The organism is Streptomyces sp. BRA346, from assembly GCF_052851135.1.
The window spans coordinates 125,848-141,982 of record NZ_JAIWIH010000015.1 but is presented as its reverse complement, the minus strand read 5'-3'; the positions used below and the strand labels follow the sequence as shown (position 1 = coordinate 141,982).

13 protein-coding genes are annotated in these 16,135 nt (G+C 74.1%); all 13 read right to left on the bottom strand.

Annotation, left to right across the window (positions count from 1 at the left end):
- Positions 1–192: 192 nt before the first annotated feature.
- The 13 genes from LCH29_RS19915 to pelF all read right to left on the bottom strand — a co-directional run bounded on the left by LCH29_RS19915 (position 193) and on the right by pelF (position 16,060).
- On the bottom strand, positions 193–942 hold the full coding sequence (locus tag LCH29_RS19915) for an acyltransferase (RefSeq protein WP_446463081.1): 750 nt from the start codon (positions 940–942) through the stop codon (positions 193–195).
- Positions 943–1,003: 61 nt separating this feature from the next.
- Positions 1,004–1,720, bottom strand: coding sequence for a (2Fe-2S)-binding protein (locus tag LCH29_RS19910; RefSeq protein ID WP_446463080.1), 717 nt, complete (start codon positions 1,718–1,720; stop codon positions 1,004–1,006).
- On the bottom strand, positions 1,721–2,725 hold the full coding sequence (gene meaB, locus LCH29_RS19905; RefSeq protein WP_446463079.1) for a methylmalonyl Co-A mutase-associated GTPase MeaB: 1,005 nt from the start codon (positions 2,723–2,725) through the stop codon (positions 1,721–1,723). It abuts the gene before it with no gap.
- Positions 2,725–4,965, bottom strand: a complete 2,241-nt coding sequence (gene scpA / locus LCH29_RS19900) for a methylmalonyl-CoA mutase (RefSeq protein WP_446463078.1) — start codon at positions 4,963–4,965, stop codon at positions 2,725–2,727. The genes meaB and scpA overlap by 1 nt, the downstream gene beginning before the upstream one ends.
- Positions 4,965–6,863 carry a methylmalonyl-CoA mutase family protein gene (locus LCH29_RS19895; protein WP_446463077.1) on the bottom strand — a complete coding sequence of 633 codons (1,899 nt, stop codon included), beginning with the start codon at positions 6,861–6,863 and terminating at the stop codon, positions 4,965–4,967. Before LCH29_RS19895 ends, scpA begins: the two co-directional genes overlap by 1 nt.
- Before the next feature lie 303 nt (positions 6,864–7,166).
- Entirely contained in the window at positions 7,167–8,378 is a 1,212-nt protein-coding gene (locus tag LCH29_RS19890) for a cytochrome P450 family protein (RefSeq protein ID WP_446463076.1), read from the bottom strand.
- Between the two features lie 396 nt (positions 8,379–8,774).
- Positions 8,775–9,596 carry an endo alpha-1,4 polygalactosaminidase gene (locus LCH29_RS19885; RefSeq protein WP_446463075.1) on the bottom strand — a complete coding sequence of 274 codons (822 nt, stop codon included), beginning with the start codon at positions 9,594–9,596 and terminating at the stop codon, positions 8,775–8,777.
- A complete protein-coding gene (locus LCH29_RS19880) occupies positions 9,593–10,267 on the bottom strand; it encodes a spherulation-specific family 4 protein (protein ID WP_446463074.1) in 675 nt (224 codons plus the stop codon). Before LCH29_RS19880 ends, LCH29_RS19885 begins: the two co-directional genes overlap by 4 nt.
- Positions 10,264–11,238, bottom strand: a complete 975-nt coding sequence (locus LCH29_RS19875; RefSeq protein ID WP_446463073.1) for an NAD-dependent epimerase/dehydratase family protein — start codon at positions 11,236–11,238, stop codon at positions 10,264–10,266. The genes LCH29_RS19880 and LCH29_RS19875 overlap by 4 nt, the downstream gene beginning before the upstream one ends.
- A gap of 8 nt (positions 11,239–11,246) precedes the next feature.
- On the bottom strand, positions 11,247–11,960 hold the full coding sequence (locus tag LCH29_RS19870) for a nucleotidyltransferase family protein (RefSeq protein ID WP_446463072.1): 714 nt from the start codon (positions 11,958–11,960) through the stop codon (positions 11,247–11,249).
- A gap of 37 nt (positions 11,961–11,997) precedes the next feature.
- Entirely contained in the window at positions 11,998–13,032 is a 1,035-nt protein-coding gene (locus LCH29_RS19865; RefSeq protein WP_446463071.1) for a GDP-mannose 4,6-dehydratase, read from the bottom strand.
- Positions 13,033–13,091: 59 nt separating this feature from the next.
- Complete coding sequence (locus tag LCH29_RS19860; protein ID WP_446463070.1) at positions 13,092–14,558, bottom strand: hypothetical protein; 1,467 nt, start codon at positions 14,556–14,558, stop codon at positions 13,092–13,094.
- Positions 14,555–16,060, bottom strand: coding sequence for a GT4 family glycosyltransferase PelF (pelF, locus tag LCH29_RS19855; RefSeq protein WP_446463069.1), 1,506 nt, complete (start codon positions 16,058–16,060; stop codon positions 14,555–14,557). The genes LCH29_RS19860 and pelF overlap by 4 nt, the downstream gene beginning before the upstream one ends.
- Positions 16,061–16,135: the final 75 nt, after the last annotated feature.

The following is a 16,135-nucleotide window of genomic DNA, read 5'->3' as shown; positions in this document are numbered from 1 at the left end:
ACTGACCTGCTAGGGGGTGTCCGCAAAGTCGCGTTGGATCAGCCCGCGGCGTCAGGGGGCACCTCCCGGCGGTAGCCGGGGGCGCGTGCGATCGCAAGGACCCCGACAACGCAGCGAGAGGGGGCACCTCCCAGCGGTAGCTGGGGGAGCGTGCCAGGCGTCGCGGGCCCGACGGGACTTTGCGGACACCCCCTAGGACGCTCCCGCCTCCGGCTCCGCCTCAGCGAGCGCCAGCAGCTGCTCCGCCGTCATCCCGGCCGGTATCGGCTCGGGCGCGGGCGTCCGCAGCGGCGGCTGCCAGCCGTCCTCGGGGACCCACCGCCGGATGATGCGGGCGGGCGCCCCGGCGACCACGGCGTGGTCGGGCACCTCGCCCCGCACGACCGCACCGGCCGCGACGACGACGTTGCGGCCCAGCCGCGCCCCGGGCAGGATCATCGCGCCCGCGCCCAGCCAGCTTCCGGAGCCGATCTCGACGGGGGCGGAGCGCGGCCACTGTCGGCCGATGGGCTGGTGGGGGTCGTCGTACGAGTGGTTGTCGCTGGTCACGTAGATGTACGGGCCGCAGAACACGTCGTCGCCGAACACGACGGACCGGGAGGCGATGACATGGCTGCCGCGGCCGAGGACCACGCCGTTGCCGAGGCGCAGAACCGGATCGGGGCCGAGGTCCACACCGGGCATCATGCCCGCGGTGAGGGTGACCTGTTCGCCGACCACGCAGTGCTCGCCGAGTTCGATCCACGCCTCGCCGAAGATGGTGCCCTGGGGGAACGCCAGCCGGGTGCCGGTGCCGATGCGGGCGAAGCGGTACGGGCCGGGCCGCTCGGCGGTCACCGCGCCCGCGCCCTGGATAGCGCGCCATCCGCGGTGCACCAGCCGGGAGGTGGCACGGCGGCGCCACGCCCGCCAGGATGAGAACACGTTCTCGTTCTTCGGCATGTGCACACCGTATCCGGCCGCCGCGCGCCGCGGTACGCGGTCACCGCATGCGGTACGCGGGTCATCGCCGCAGGACGCAGTCCCCGCACAGGCCGCCGCCCGGCACCCGGTAGTACAGGCAGCAGGTGTGGCGCCGGAAGGCGAGCGGTGCGGTGGTCAACTCCCCCGTGTCGCGCAGCGGCGGGTACGCGAACTGGGCACGGGCCACGGCCAACGCCCGCTCCCCCGCCTCGTAGCGGCCCCGCGCCCGGCACCAGTCGTGCAGCACCCGCAGCGAACCCACCAGCGCCGAGGCCGCGTTGCCCCACAGCAGCCGGTCCGAGACCCGGTACGCGCGGCCGACGGCGTGGTGCAGCGGCGTCAGATGCGCGTACGCGGACTCGGCGAGCTGTCCGGCGAGCCCGCCGGGTTCGCCCTTCGCCCGCGGCGGGCCGGGCCACCACAGGTCGTCGGGGGCGGTGCGCGCGGGGTTCCACCACAGCTGGTCGGGGCGGAGGTCGTACACCGTGCCGGAGAGGGCCGCGGGGCCGAGCGCGAGCGACCAGACGCGGGCGGCGAGCCCCTGGAAGGCGAGGGAGGCCGCGACCCTCGGCTCCTCGGTGCCCAGGCTCGCGGCGACGGCCTCCACCCGGCCGCGCAGCAGGGGCGCGGCGGTGTCCTCGGCGGTCAGCCGGTAGGCCTCGCCGATGCGCGCGTACCCCTCCGCGCCCGGCTCACCAGGGCCGGTGCGCAGGGCGAAGAACGGCCCTACCTCGGCGGCCCATCCCACGGTCGGCACTCAGCCGTCGGACGGCTCGGTCGGCGTACGGAACGCCTCCAGCAGCCGGTCCGCGGCCAGCGTCGCCGTCAGCGTGCCGTCGCGGACCTCCTGTTCGAGGCCGGGCGCGAGGCGGCGCACCTCGGGGTGGGCGTGCAGCCGGGCGAGCAGCTGGTCGCGCACCATGGACCAGGTCCAGCCGACCTGCTGGTCGCGGCGCTTGGCCTCCAGCGCGCCGGTGGCCTCCAGCACCCGGCGGTGCTGTTCCAGCCGCTCCCACACCACGTCGAGCCCGGTGTTCTCGCGCGCCGAGCAGGTGAGCACCGGCGGGTTCCACGGGGCGTCCGGGGGCTGCAACAGCCGCAGCGCGCCCGCCAGTTCACGGGCCGCGGACTTGGCGTCCCGGGCGTGCGGGCCGTCCGCCTTGTTGATGGTGACGACGTCGGCCAGCTCCAGGACGCCCTTCTTGATGCCCTGCAACTGGTCGCCGGTGCGGGCCAGGGAGAGCAGCAGGAAGGTGTCGACCATGCCCGCGACGGCGGTCTCGGACTGGCCCACGCCAACGGTCTCCACGAGCACCACGTCGTAGCCCGCGGCCTCCATCACCACCATCGACTCGCGGGTGGCGCGGGCGACCCCGCCGAGCGTCCCGGCGCTCGGCGAGGGCCGTACGAAGGCGTCTCTGTCGACGGCCAGCCGCTCCATCCGGGTCTTGTCGCCCAGGATGGAGCCGCCGGTCCGGCTGGAGGACGGGTCGACGGCGAGCACCGCCACCCGGTGGCCGAGCCCGGTGAGCATGGTGCCCAGGGCGTCGATGAAGGTCGACTTGCCCACCCCGGGCACCCCGCTGATGCCGACCCGCCGCGCCCCGCCGGTGTGCGGCAGCAGCTCGATCAGCAGCCGCTGGGCGAGGTCGCGGTGGTCGGCCCGGGTGGACTCGACGAGGGTGATGGCGCGGGCGATGTACGCACGCTTGCCGTCGAGCACGCCCTTGGCGTACTCGTCGATGTCGATCGTCCGCGGCATTACAGCTCGTGGCCGAGGTCGGCGGCCAGCTTCCGCACCAGGTCGTGGGCGGCGTCCGGGATGACCGTGCCCGGCAGGAAGACGGCCGCGGCACCGGCCTCGTGCAGGGTCTGGACGTCCTGCGGCGGGATGACGCCGCCGACGACGACGGTGATGTCCTCCCGGCCCGCCTCGGCCAGCTGCTCGCGCAGCGCGGGCACCAGCGTGAGGTGGCCGGCGGCCAGCGACGAGACGCCGACGATGTGCACATCGGCCTCCACCGCCTGCCGGGCGACCTCCTCCGGCGTCTGGAACAGCGGGCCGACGTCGACGTCGAAGCCCAGGTCGGCGAAGGCGGTCGCGATCACCTTCTGGCCGCGGTCGTGCCCGTCCTGGCCCATCTTGGCGACCAGGATGCGGGGGCGGCGGCCCTCGGCGCTCTCGAACTTGTCCACCAGCGCACGGGTGCGGTCCACACCGGACGACGGTCCGGCCTCGTCTCGATACACACCGGAGATCGTACGGATCTGGCCGGAGTGGCGGCCATAGACCTTCTCCAGCGCGTCGGAGATCTCCCCGACGGTGGCCATGGCACGGGCGGCGTCCACGGCGAGCGCCAGCAGGTTGCCCTCGAGACCGCTGCCGGGGCCGGACTCGGCGGCGGCGGTGAGCGCGCGCAGCGCGTCCTGGCAGGCGGTCTCGTCGCGCTCGGCGCGCAGCCGCCGCAGCTTCTCGATCTGCTGGGCGCGCACCGAGGAGTTGTCGACCTTGAGGACCTCGATCTGCTCGTCGCTGTCGACCCGGTACTTGTTGACGCCGATCACCGGCTGGCGCCCGGAGTCGATCCGCGCCTGGGTGCGGGCCGCGGCCTCCTCGACGCGCATCTTGGGAATGCCCGCGTCGATGGCCTTGGCCATGCCCCCGGCCGCCTCGACCTCCTCGATGTGCTGCCAGGCCCGCCGCGCCAGGTCGTGGGTGAGCTTCTCGACGTAGGCGCTGCCGCCCCACGGGTCGATCACCCGGGTGGTGCCCGACTCCTGCTGGAGCAGCAGCTGGGTGTTGCGGGCGATGCGGGCGGAGAAGTCGGTGGGCAGGGCGAGGGCCTCGTCCAGGGCGTTGGTGTGCAGCGACTGGGTGTGCCCCTGGGTGGCGGCCATGGCCTCGACACACGTACGGGTCACGTTGTTGTAGACGTCCTGCGCGGTCAGCGACCACCCGGAGGTCTGCGAATGGGTGCGCAAGCTGAGCGACTTGGGGTTCTTCGGGTCGAACTGCTTGACCAGCTTGGCCCACAGCAGCCGGGCCGCCCGCAGCTTGGCGATCTCCATGAAGAAGTTCATGCCGATCGCCCAGAAGAACGACAGCCGCGGCGCGAACGCGTCCACGTCCATCCCGGCGTCGAGCCCGGCCCGCAGGTACTCCACCCCGTCCGCGAGGGTGTACGCCAGCTCCAGGTCGGCCGTGGCCCCGGCCTCCTGGATGTGGTAGCCGGAGATGGAGATGGAGTTGTAGCGCGGCATCCGCTGCGAGGTGAAGGCGAAGATGTCGGAGATGATCCGCATCGACGGCTGCGGCGGATAGATGTAGGTGTTGCGGACCATGAACTCCTTGAGGATGTCGTTCTGAATGGTCCCGGCCAGCTTCTCGGGCGGTACGCCCTGCTCCTCGGCGGCCACGATGTAGAGCGCGAGGATGGGCAGCACCGCGCCGTTCATCGTCATCGACACCGACATCCGGTCCAGCGGGATGCCGTCGAAGAGCTGCCGCATGTCGTAGATCGAGTCGATGGCCACGCCCGCCATGCCGACGTCACCGGTGACCCGGGGGTGGTCGCTGTCGTAGCCGCGGTGGGTGGGCAGGTCGAAGGCGACCGACAGGCCCTTCTGCCCGGCCGCCAGGTTGCGGCGGTAGAACGCGTTGGACTCCTCCGCGGTGGAGAAGCCCGCGTACTGCCGGATCGTCCACGGCTGGTTGACGTACATCGTCGGGTACGGGCCGCGCAGATACGGCGCCACGCCCGGGTAGGTGTCCAGGAAGTCCACCCCGTCCAGGTCCTCCGCGGTGTACAGCGGCTTGACGCCGATGCCCTCGGGGGTGTCCCACACCAGATCCTCGACGCCCTTGCCGACACTGTCCTGCACCGCGGCGGCCCAGGCGGCGGAACCGGCACCGCCGCCGGAGGACGCCTCGTCGGCCGGTCCCTCGAACTCGACGGCCGAGAAATCCGGGATCCCGCCCGCTTCCGCCGGACTGCCGCCCATCACCGCACCCCCATGATGTCCAGAGCCGAGGACAGCACCTCGACCGCGTCGCAGCCGGCGAAGACGAAACCGTCCACCCCGGCCCGCTCGTACTCGTCTTGAAGTGTCCCAGGCCGTCCGGCCAGCAGGACCCGGGCCGCCCCGGCGGCCTTCAGCCGCTCGGCGACGGCCACCGCCTGCTCCGCGTACACCGTGTCGCTGGAGCACAGGCACGCCACCGTGGCACCGCTCGCGGCGAACGCCCCGGCCACCGACCCGGCGTCGACCGTGGCCGGTTCCTGCACGGCCTCGATGCCGCCCGCCTGGAAGAGGTTGGTGGCGAAGGAGGCGCGGGCGGTGTGCACGGCCGCGGGTCCCAGCGCGGCCAGGAACACCCGGGGCCGGGCGCCCCGGTCGGCCAGCTGCGCGTCGGAACGGGCACGCAGCGCCTCGTACGCCTCGTCGCGGCGCACCCGCGGCAGCCCGCCGCCGGACCGCTCGGGCGCGGCCTCGCGCCGGACCGGCGGCTCGGCCAGGTGGGGGAACTCGCTCACACCGGTGATCGGCTCCTTGCGGCGGGCGAGGTCGCGCGAGCGGCGCTCCCAGGTGGCGGCCAGCCGGTCGCGCACCAGGCCGGAGGCGAGGGCGGCGGCCAGTCCCCCGGCCCGCTCGATCTCCTGGAACCAGGCCCACGCGGCGCGGCAGATCTCCTCGGTCAGCGACTCGACGTACCAGGAGCCACCGGCCGGGTCGATCACCCGGGCCAGCCCCGACTCCTCCAGCAGGATCGTGGAGGTGTTGCGGGCGATACGGCGGGCGAAGTCGTCCGGCAGGCCGATCGCGCTGTCGAACGGCAGCACCGTGACCGCGTCGGCGCCGCCGACCCCGGCGGCCAGGCTCGCCACGGTGGTGCGGAGCATGTTCACCCAGGGGTCGCGCCGGGTCATCATCACCGGCGAGGTGACGGCGTGCTGGCGCTGGGCGCACTCCGCCGAGCCCGTCGCCGCCCCGCACGCCTCCGCCACCCGCGCCCACAGCCGCCTCGCGGCGCGCAGCTTGGCGATGGTGGTGAACTGGTCGGCGGTGGCCGCGTAGCGGAACTCCAGCTCGGCGCAGGCCGCCTCGACCGTCATCCCGGCCCCGGTCAGCGCGCGCAGATACGCCACCCCGGCCGCCAGCGAGCAGCCCAGCTCCTGGGCCACCCCGCCACCGGCCTCGTGGTACGGCAGCGCGTCCACCGTGAGGGCCCGTACGCCCTGGTGGTCGCGGTAGCAGACGACCGCCAGGTCGGCGGCTGCGGCCAGGTGGGCGGGCAGGTCCGCGTCCCGGCCGGTGCGGGCCACCAGACCCAGCGGGTCGGCGCCCAGGTTGCCGAGCGCCGCGTGCGGCGGCACCTGACGGTCGGCGTACAGCCGCAGCAGGGCGCGGGCCGCGGCCTCGAAGTCGGGGCCCGCGTCGAGGACGACGGGGGCGAGGTCGAGGTAGACACCGGCCAGGGCCTCGGGCAGCGCGTCGACGGCCACCCCGCCCTCGCCGACGGCCAGCCACACCGACCCGGCGCCGTTCTCCAGGTCCGCGAGCACGGCCCGGTTCGTGGTGCCCGCGTCCGGGTGCGCGTGCCGCTGGCGTACGTCCCAGCCGGAGACCGCGGACCCCGCGGCCCGCGCGCCGCGCAGATACGGGGCGAAGCCCGGGTAGCCGGGGCGTCCTGGGCCCTGGGGGGCGTCCTGGGACGTGTAGAGGGGGCGGACCGTGATGCCGTCCTCGACCTCGGTCGCGAGGGCCTCTTCGGCTGTTGCGCCCGTGGCGTCCGACGCGCCGGTTTTGCGCAGCACGCCTTCCACGAGGCGTTGCCACTCGTCTCGCGTCACGTCCGGGAATTCATCGGCTAGGGGAAGCCCGTCGGGCAGGACCGTCATGGAAGGGAGGCTAATGGCCTTGGCTAAAGCCGCAGCAGAGGGTAGGGATGTGAGCTTACTCTCGGCCCCGGATGCCCGGTTCCGCCCGATTACCGGTCGGTAAGTCAGGGGTTTATGGGGGCCATAGGGGTTGCCGTGACATCCGGCGCGAGCGCGGTGAGGAGTGCGCTCATCCCGAGGGAGAGGAGTGCTCTCACACAGAGGCCCGCCCGGTGCGACGGGGGATGCACACCGGGCGGGCTCGATGACCTTTTTACCGCATCCACCGAGGGTTATGCATCAAAAACGTGTTCGCCCCTTCACTCACCAGGTCACAGGGAGCGAGATCAGGCCACGTGCGCGGATCGTCGGACGCCACCGCAGGTCCTCCCTCGGCACCTCCAGCCGCAACCCCGGAAAACGGGACAACAGCGTGGCCAGAGCGATGTCGGTCTCCATCCGGGCGAGCGGTGCGCCCAGGCAGTAGTGGATGCCGTGACCGAGGGCGAGGTGCCCGGATCGGCCAATATGCGGATTGAGAGCGTCCGGGTCCTGGAAGTGCGCCGGATCGCGGTGCGCCGAGGCCACGGAGAGCAGCACGGTTTCCCCGGCGGGGATCGTCACACCGCCGATCTCGATGTCCTCCCGGGGGAAGCGGCGGATCGCGAGCGGGGCCGGGGCCTCGTAGCGGGCCAGCTCGTCGAAGGCGGCCGGGATACGGGCGGGGTCCTCGCGCAGCTCGTGGAGGAGTGCGGGGTGGTCGAGCAGGGAGAGCACGGAGTTGGCGATGAGGTGGACCGTGTTCTCGTACCCCGCGAGCAGGATGAGGAAGGCCAGCGAGGTCAGCTCGTCCTCGCTGAGCCGGTCGGCGCCGCCCTCGGTCTCGTCGTCGCGCACCCTGATCAGGTCGGACAGCAGATCGTCGCCGGGTTCGGCGCGCTTCTTCGCGATGAGGCCGGTGTAGAAGCGCAGCATGGCGCCGACCGCCTCCTTCGCCCCCTGCGGCCGTGCCGGGTCGGGGGTGATCAGGGCGTCGCTCCAGGCGCGGAAGTCCCGGCGGTCGCCCTCCGGGACGCCGAGCAGATCGCAGATGACGATGATGGGCAGCTGTCCGGCGTACGCGGCGAGCAGATCCGCACGGCCGTCGGGCTCGATGGCGTCGAGCAGCTCACCGGCGACACCCCGGACCGGTTCCCGCAGCTTCTCGACCCGGCCGGGGGTGAACGCCTTGACCACGAGGCGGCGCACCCGGGTGTGGTCCGGGGGATCCATGTTGAGCAGATTGGTGTCCAGGGCGGGCGGCAGCGAGAAACCGCTGTAGTTGCCCGGCGCGGCGTGGCGCTTGTCCAGCGACAGGCGCGGGTCGGCGAACGCCCGCCGGACGTCGTCGTAGCGGGTGACCAGCCAGGCGGGGCGACCGTCGGTGCCGGCGATCCGGTGGACCGGGCCCGCCTCCCGGAGCGCGGCCAGGGCGGGATACAGATCTTCGATCAGCGCGGCGGTATCGGCGGCGGTGTCGGCGGCGGTGTTCGGCATGGCTCCAGACCTTAGGGGCCGCTGAGGGCCCATTCGTCCGACGCGGTGGCCGGGAGGCGGCGTCGGGGCTGAATCTCCCCGACGCCGCCTGCGCCACGGGCGGCCCCGACCCCCGTCCAGGGCCACCTCGCTCTTGGTCCCCCCGATCACCGCCGCAGGCCGTTGTCCGTCTGCTTGAATCAGCAAACCGCGTCTGAGCGCCGCTGCTTCCCCTTCGGCAGCAAGTTGCCAATCCCCGCACCGAGGCCGTTGGGCCTTGACACGCGCGATCTCGGGGCGCCGGACGGAGATGGCGCCGTGCCCGCGCGGTATCGCGCGGGCACGGGATGCGGGTCCGGCCGGGCCCCTGGGAAAATGGCCGGATATAGCACCAGAAGAGGGGGCCGCGGACGGCGCTCAGCAGGGGCGGCGCCAGGGGTCGAGGTCCAGCCGCTTCTGCATCGAGCTGAGCCGCAGCCGCTTCGCGGTCCGGCAGAAGTCCCCCGGCTCCAGGGCGTACTCGACGTGGAAGACCGCCTTCTTCCGCCGGATGAAGGGCGTGAGCTTGTCGCACTCGTCGTACTGGGCGCATTCCTCGTTGACCGCGAAATCGAAGTCCCGCACCAGCTGGGGGATCTGATCCAGGTCGTTCTTCAGGCCGATGGCCAGTCCTCGCTCATGGGCCAGCCGCGCCATCGCGCGGTTGTAGGCGAGCTGGTGGGCGGCGGTGAGCGGGAAGCCGGTGCGGTTGCGGTAACCATCCGTCAGATCGGGCTCCACCGCGTCGAAACCCTTGGCGCGGCACATGTCCATCCGCTCGGCCATGAGCGGACGCAGGACGGACAGCCGGCGGATGTCCAGCCAGCGTTCGCCCCGCCAGCCGTTGCCCCGGCCCAGCAGGGACCGGGGGAAGGCGGCGCGGTCGGGCCGGAAGTTCTCCCAGGCGCCGACGTTGATGTAGCAGATCACCTTGCGGCCCCGGGCGTGCAGCCGGGCGACGGTCCGGGCGGAGTTCTCGAAGCCGTCGATGTCGTAGACGGGTACGTCGACCGACTCGTCGATCCGGCCCGCCAGCTGCCACTGCCAGGCGGTGCCGGGGCGGGGCTGCCAGCGCGAGGGCCGGTCACCGCCGTCGCGGTCCGCGGACCCGCCGCCCGAGCATCCGGTCAGGATCAGCAGCAGCGCGGCGATCAGCGCCGCCGTCAGGCGCCGCGCCGTCAGCGCCGTACGTACGGTCACCGGGGGGCCTCCTCCAGCTCGTCGGGCGCGGACCGCCAGGGGTTGGCGCCCGCTCCGGGCACCGCGCAGTGCACGGCGGCGCCGCGCGCCCGGGCGGTGCGGCCCACCTGTCCGGCCCGCCCGCCGGGCACGTCGTACACCAGATGGCAGAAGCGCCCCGGCGGATGGGCGGCGGTCCAGTCCGGCACCTCGGCCTGCCGGTAGGTGTCCCAGCGGCCCTCGAAGGTGACCAGCAGGTCGGCCAGGGCGGCGTACCGCGGATCGGGGTGGGTGCCGGGGTTGAACACGACCGTACGGGCGCCCAGCACCCGGGACGCCAGCGCCAGCCGCCGGTAGCGGGGCAGCGTCGCGGCGTGCGCCGCGGTCCGGTCGAGGAACACGCCGTCCACGCCGTACCAGCGACGATGCCGCCGCACGTCGGTGAGCACCGCGCCCACCCGGCGGCGGCCGTACGCGGTGTCGACGTACCCGAGCAGCGGCGCGCCCGCGGCGCGCAGCCGCGCGGCGGCCTCGGCGAACACCGGGTCGGGGCGGGTGCCCGGCCCGTCCGCCCGGTTGAGGATGACCCCGTACAGCCGCCCGGCGGCCCGCTCCAGCACCCGCCAGGGGTGCGGATCGGCCGCCGGGTGGACGTACAGGGGTACGAGCAGACGGCGCTGATGAGCCGTCATCGGGCGGGCGCTTCGGCCGGGTCCTTGCTCGCCGCCCACAGACCGGTCAGCGACTCGGCGAAGGAGTACCGGGGCTGCCAGCCGAGCAGCCGCCCGGCGGCCCCGATGTCCGCTTGCTGCCAGCTGACGGCGGCCGAGCGGGCCGAGCCGCCGCCGCTCTCCTCGATGCGGCCGCGGAAGCCGCTCTCCCTCACCAGCCCCTCGGCCACCTCCCGCACCGGGCGGGCCGTGCCGCCGCCGATGGCGAGGAGGCGCGGGGCCCGGCCGGGCGTGGTGGCGGCGAGACCGGCGGCCCGGGCGACGTCGCGGACGTCCACGAAGTCGCGGTGGGCGGACAGGTCCCCGACGCGGACGGTGGCGTCCGGCTCGTGGGCGTCGTCGGCGTCGTCGGCGTCGTCGGCGTCATGCCGCATCGCGAGCCGCAGCTCGGCGGCGAGCCGCCCGGGCAGGCTCGCGGCCGGGGAGCCGGGGCCGAGCGGGTTGAACACCCGCAGGACCACGGCGTCCAGGCCCGAGTCGAGGACGGCGAGGGTGCCCGCCAGCTTGGTCGCGCCGTACACGCCGAGCGGGCGGGCGGGCGCGTTCTCGCCGAGGGGGCGGCCGGGCTCGCCCGCCCCGTACTCGGCCGCCGAGCCGAGGTGGACGAGGCGGGCGCCGGGCGCGGCGGCGGCCAGCGCCTCGCACAGGACGGCCGGGCCGCGTGCGTTGGCCCCGGCGAGCGCCACCGCGCCGCCGCCGACCGCGCCCGCGCAGTTGATCACGGCGTCGGGGGCGAGGGCACGCAGGGCGTCGGCCAGCTCGGCCGGGTCGGCGGTGGCGAGGTCGACGGTCAGATCGGGAGTCGGGTCGGAATGCGGGACCGGACCGGCCGGGCGGGCGCCGACCAGCACCCGCACGCCGGACAGGGCGCGCAGATGCCGGACGGTGTGCCCGCCGAGGAAGCCGGTGGCGCCCAGTACGAGGATGCGCACGGGCCCCCTCACGCTCCCTTGATCAGCATGCCGCGGCGGGCGTCGAACTCGGCGTTGGCCCGGTCGTAGTCGTCGGGTCGGCCGATGTCCAGCCAGTAGCCGTCGAACTCGTACGCCTGCGGCGGGGTCCCGGCCTCCAGCAGGTCCAGCACCAGCTCGTCGAAGCCCAGCGGCAGGCCCGGGGTGTAGCGGGCGAGGGCGTCGCGGGAGACGCCGTAGACGCCCATGGAGACGCGGTAGTCCATGCTCGGCTTCTCGGCGAAGCCGACCACCCGGCCCTCGTCGGTGTTGAGGACGCCGAAGTCGATGTTCACCTGGCGAGCGTAGGTCGCGATCGTCAGCGGCGCCTCGGCTTCCTGGTGTCTGCGCAGCACGTCGCCGAAGTCGAGGTCGGTGAGGACGTCGCCGTTCATCGCCAGGAAGTGCTCGGGCAGCCGGTCGAGCATGGTGAGCAGCGGGCCCATGGTGCCCAGCGGGCTGTCCTCGGTCGCGTATCCGACGCGCAGGCCCCACTGGGAGCCGTTGCCGACGTACGCCCGGATGATGTGGCCCAGGTGGCCGATGGCCAGGGTGCAGCTGGTGAAACCGGCCGCCGCGAGCTGGCGCATCACGATCTCCAGGATCGCGTGCTGCTCGCCGATCGGGACGAGCGGCTTGGGCAGGGCGGTGGTGTACGGGCGCAGCCGGACGCCTTTGCCTCCGGCCAGGATGACTGCGTGCATGGGGTGGGGTTCCTCTCCGGTACGAAGGGTGGCGGGGTCAGACGTTGTAGATGTCGGTCTTGTAGCGGGCGAGGTTCGCCGGGTCGCGGAAGAAGGCGATGGTGTGCTCGAGGCCCTCTTCGAGGCTGTGCGCCGGGGCCCAGCCGGTCGCGGCGCGCAGCCGGGAGGCGTCGCAGACCAGCCGCATCACCTCGGAGTCGGCGGGGCGGACGCGCTGGGTGTCCTCACGGACGTCGAGGTCGGTCTCCATCAGCTTGCCGACGAGGGTGACCAGGTCGCCGACGGAGATCTCCCCGCCGGTGCCCGCGTTGAAGGTGCGGCCGACCACGTCCGCGGCGGGCGCGGTGCCGACGGCGAGGAAGGCGGCCGCGGTGTCCTTGACGTACGTGAAGTCGCGGGTGGGACGCAGATCCCCGAGGGTGACGGTGCGCTCCCCCGCGGCCACCTGGCCGATCACGGTCGGGATGACGGCGCGCATGGACTGGCGCGGGCCGAAGGTGTTGAACGGCCGCAGGGTGACCACGGGGGTGCCGAAGCTCGCGTGGTAGCTGTCGGCCAGCCGGTCGCCGCCCGCCTTCGAAGCGGCGTACGGGGACTGGGTGTTGATGGGGTGGTCCTCGGTGATCGGGACGGTCTGCGCGGTGCCGTACGTCTCGCTGGTGGAGGTGTGGACCAGGCGCGGGATCTCCAGGTGGCGCACGGCCTCCAGCACGTTGAGGGTGCCGGTGACATTGGTGTCGACGTACGAGTGCGGGGCGCGGTACGAGTACGGGATCGCGATCAGCGCGGCGAGGTGGTAGACCGCGTCGGCGCCCTTGACCAGGCCGGTGACCGACCCGGGGTCACGGACGTCGCCGAGGACCACCTCGACCTCGGACAGCACGTCCCGGGGCAGGGTCTCCAGCCAGCCGAAGTCGGAGAAGGAGTTGTACTGCACCATCGCGCGCACCGTGTGGCCGGTGGCGACCAGCGCCTCGACCAGGTGCGAGCCGATGAACCCCTCCGCGCCGGTGACGGCGACGGGGGTGGTGGCGGCCGGACGCTGGGTGTTGTCGGACCTGTTTTCGGACATGCGGGAACTCCACTTCTGTTGCGGGGTGTTGTGGTGGTGGTACGGGAGCGGGGGGTGGCTCAGCGGTGGGTGGTGATCCGGCCGAGGAGTGCGGTGGCGTAGGCCAGCAGGACGGCCGACGCCGCGCCGCAGACCGCGAGTTGGACGACCGCCGGGGCGGAGATCCTCAGCGCGAGCGCGGCGGTTTCGGCCGCGGCCGCGGTCAGACACACCGCGGCGGGGAGCCAGGCGCTGCCGAACGCCTGGAGCAGCAGCCCGCTCCACAGCACCGCCCCGAGGGCCAGGACGGCGAGCAGCCGGGCGGCCCCCAGCGGTGGTGGCGCGGTGCCCGGGGACGCGGCGGGCCACAGTGCGTGGGTGGCGAACACGAGCGCGGTCAGGGCGGCGAGGTATCCGGCCAGGCAGAGCCCGAGCACCCGGGCGGCCCGCAGGCGCAAGCCCGCCGGGCCGGTGCTGTGGGCGAGCGCGGCGAGCGCGAGCCCCCGGCAGCGGTGGAGCAGCCATTCGGCGGCGCCCATGCTGAGGGTCAGCGCGATCACCACGGCACCGGCCAGCGCTGCCCCCGCCCCGTACCGCACCATGTCGCCGAGCGCGGCCACGGTGGTGAGCACGGCACACCCGAGCCCGAACAGCCCGTACGGCAGCGAGGCGGTCAGCGGCGGGGCCGCGCCCGACGTGGCCTCGGGGTCGATGGCCCGTACGGTGACGCGTGCGGCGGCCGCCAGCACGGCACCGACCGTGGCGAGCAGCGCCAACGCCCGTACCCAGGAGGGCAGTTCGACGGCGAGCGACAGTCCCGCGCCCACCGCCGTCGGCAGCAGCGCCAGCGGCAGCAGCCGTTCCCTGCCGAGCACGAGCAGTGCCGTGGCCGCCGCCAGATAGGCCGACTGTCCCGCCGCGAAGGCGAGCGCCGCACCGGGGGCGGGCAGCAGCAGCGCGGCCAGATACGCGAGCAGCGCGCCCAGCGGGGCGCCGAGGCGCAGGCACCGCCCGGCCGCCGCGCGGCCGCCCGACGCCAGCCGGGTGTACGCCCGGTGGGCGAGCGCCTGGTTCCAGGCCCAGCCGACCAGCGCGGAGGCGGTGAGCGCACCGCTTCCGGCGGGCAGCCCGAGGACGTCGGGCGGGCCGCTGAGGAACGGCGCGCCCAGCGCGTAGCCGAGCCCGGGCAGGGCGAACACCAGCCCGCGGAACAGGAACCGTCCGGGGCGCGCGGCCCAGGGGTCGGTGCGCGGCGGCGGTTCGGGGTGGCGGCGCGGTACGCGTGCGTACAGCTCGGCCGCCAGCTCGAAGGTGTCCCGGCGCCCGAAGCGCTCCTGCGCCTGGTCCCCGGTCAGCCCGTCGGCCTCCAGTACGGCCGCGATCTCGTCGGGGTGGACGGCTTCGGCGATCAACTCGCCCCGGTCGGCGATGAGTTCGTCGATCGGGTCGTCGGCCCAGCGAGGCCGCCGACGGCGACCGCCGGACCGGCGCGGCGGCGGTACGGACGTGGCCGGGCCGGGCGGTACGAGCCGCAGCGGGCCGCTCATGCCGTACCTCCCGCGACCAGCGCCATCTCCGGGGCCGCGGTCGCGGTGGCCCGGGACGTGGCGTCCAGCTCGTGGTAGATCTCGCGGAAGGCGCTGATGGTCCGGCGCAGGGTGAACTGCTCGATCACCCGCAGCCGGGCCGCCTCCCCCATTCCGGCGCGCAGCGCCGGGTCGCCCAGCAGCGTGAGCGCCGCCCGCGCCATGCGCTCCGGGTCGCGCGGCGGGACGACGAGGCCGCTGTCGCCGACCGCCTCGCGCACACCGCCCACATCGGTCGACACGGTGGCGCGGCCGCAGGACATGGCCTCGATGAGGGTGAAGGGGAAGCCTTCGCTGATGCTGGAGAGCATGACCACGTTCCCCGCCGCGTAGGCGTCCCGGATGTCCTCCACCCGGCCCTCGAAGGTGACGGCGTCGGACACGCCCAGCTCCACGGCGAGCGACTGGCATCCGTCGCGGTAGCCCTCCGCGCCGCGCGGGGTGCCCCCGAAGAGGCGCAGCCGCGCGTCGGGCAGCTCCTTGCGCACGAGGGCGAAGGCGCGGATCAGCGTCTCCAGGTCCTTGATCGGGTCGACGCGTCCGGCCCAGCTCAGGGTGGGGACGCCGGGTTCGGGTCCGGCGGGCGGGAAGGCGGCCGGGTCGACGCCGTTGTACACGGTGCGGATGCGCTCCGGCGGGGTGCCGCCGTGCTCCTCCCAGCGCCGGTTGTAGCGGTTGCCGGGGGTGACGAGCGCGGCGCGCCGGTAGCTCTCGATCGCCAGCAGCCGGAAGAAGCCGAGGAGCAGCGCCTTGACCGGCCAGCCGTACGGTTCGGCGCGGAAGCCGAGGTAGCGCTCGCGCAGATAGACGCCGTGCTCGGTGAGCAGGAAGGGGGTGCCGTACCGCTCCCGGGCCACGAGGCCCGGCAGCGCCGCGAGTCCGCCGCTCACGGCGTGGGCGACGCCCTCGGCCGGGGGCCGGGCGGCGAGCGGGCGCAGGGCGTGTTCCAGCAGGTCGGTCGCGGTCAGGGCGTCGTGCAGGGTGGGGCGGGCGGCAGCGGTGGGCAGGTGCGGCCGGGTCCATATTCGGGCCAGGGCGCGGGCCGCGGACTCCGAGGCCAGCGCCGCGGAGAGGGTGCCGCGCTGGGCGTACTCCGCGAGCCGGTACAGCTCCGGCGCGAAGGCGTGCTCCTGGGCCGGGTCGAGCAGGGCGAGCAGGAAGCGCTCGTACCCGGCCAGGAACGTCCGCATCGCCCGCCCGCGCGGGGCGCGCACCCGGACCGCCGGGGGCGGTCCCCACAGCGGCAGGCAGTCCACGCCGCGCACCTGGGCGGGCAGTTCCCAGGCGAGCGGTTCCCGTCCGGTGCCGGTCACCGCGATGACCCGGAAGTCGATGTCCGGCATGCCCCGTACGAGTTGGTCGCACCACACGCTGACCCCACCGTGGCCGTGCGGGTAGGTGCCCTCGGTGAGCAGGGTCACCGAGACGGTGCCGGCCGTGGGCTCGGCAAGCGGTCCTCGCATGTCGGTTCGGTCTCCAGGACGGCGCCGTGCGGACGGCGGCGGGTGAGGGCAGCGGTGAACGCCGCGGTGAAGGAG

What these genes read in the sequence shown, in the direction of transcription:
- LCH29_RS19915 (WP_446463081.1), bottom strand. Translation starts at nt 942, where the DNA reads ATGCCGAAGAACGAGAACGTGTTCTCATCCTGGCGGGCGTGGCGCCGC.
- meaB (WP_446463079.1), bottom strand. Translation starts at nt 2,725, where the DNA reads ATGCCGCGGACGATCGACATCGACGAGTACGCCAAGGGCGTGCTCGAC.
- scpA (WP_446463078.1), bottom strand. Translation starts at nt 4,965, where the DNA reads ATGGGCGGCAGTCCGGCGGAAGCGGGCGGGATCCCGGATTTCTCGGCC.
- LCH29_RS19895 (WP_446463077.1), bottom strand. Translation starts at nt 6,863, where the DNA reads ATGACGGTCCTGCCCGACGGGCTTCCCCTAGCCGATGAATTCCCGGAC.
- LCH29_RS19890 (WP_446463076.1), bottom strand. Translation starts at nt 8,378, where the DNA reads ATGCCGAACACCGCCGCCGACACCGCCGCCGATACCGCCGCGCTGATC.
- LCH29_RS19880 (WP_446463074.1), bottom strand. Translation starts at nt 10,267, where the DNA reads ATGACGGCTCATCAGCGCCGTCTGCTCGTACCCCTGTACGTCCACCCG.
- LCH29_RS19870 (WP_446463072.1), bottom strand. Translation starts at nt 11,960, where the DNA reads ATGCACGCAGTCATCCTGGCCGGAGGCAAAGGCGTCCGGCTGCGCCCG.
- LCH29_RS19865 (WP_446463071.1), bottom strand. Translation starts at nt 13,032, where the DNA reads ATGTCCGAAAACAGGTCCGACAACACCCAGCGTCCGGCCGCCACCACC.
- LCH29_RS19860 (WP_446463070.1), bottom strand. Translation starts at nt 14,558, where the DNA reads ATGAGCGGCCCGCTGCGGCTCGTACCGCCCGGCCCGGCCACGTCCGTA.
- pelF (WP_446463069.1), bottom strand. Translation starts at nt 16,060, where the DNA reads ATGCGAGGACCGCTTGCCGAGCCCACGGCCGGCACCGTCTCGGTGACC.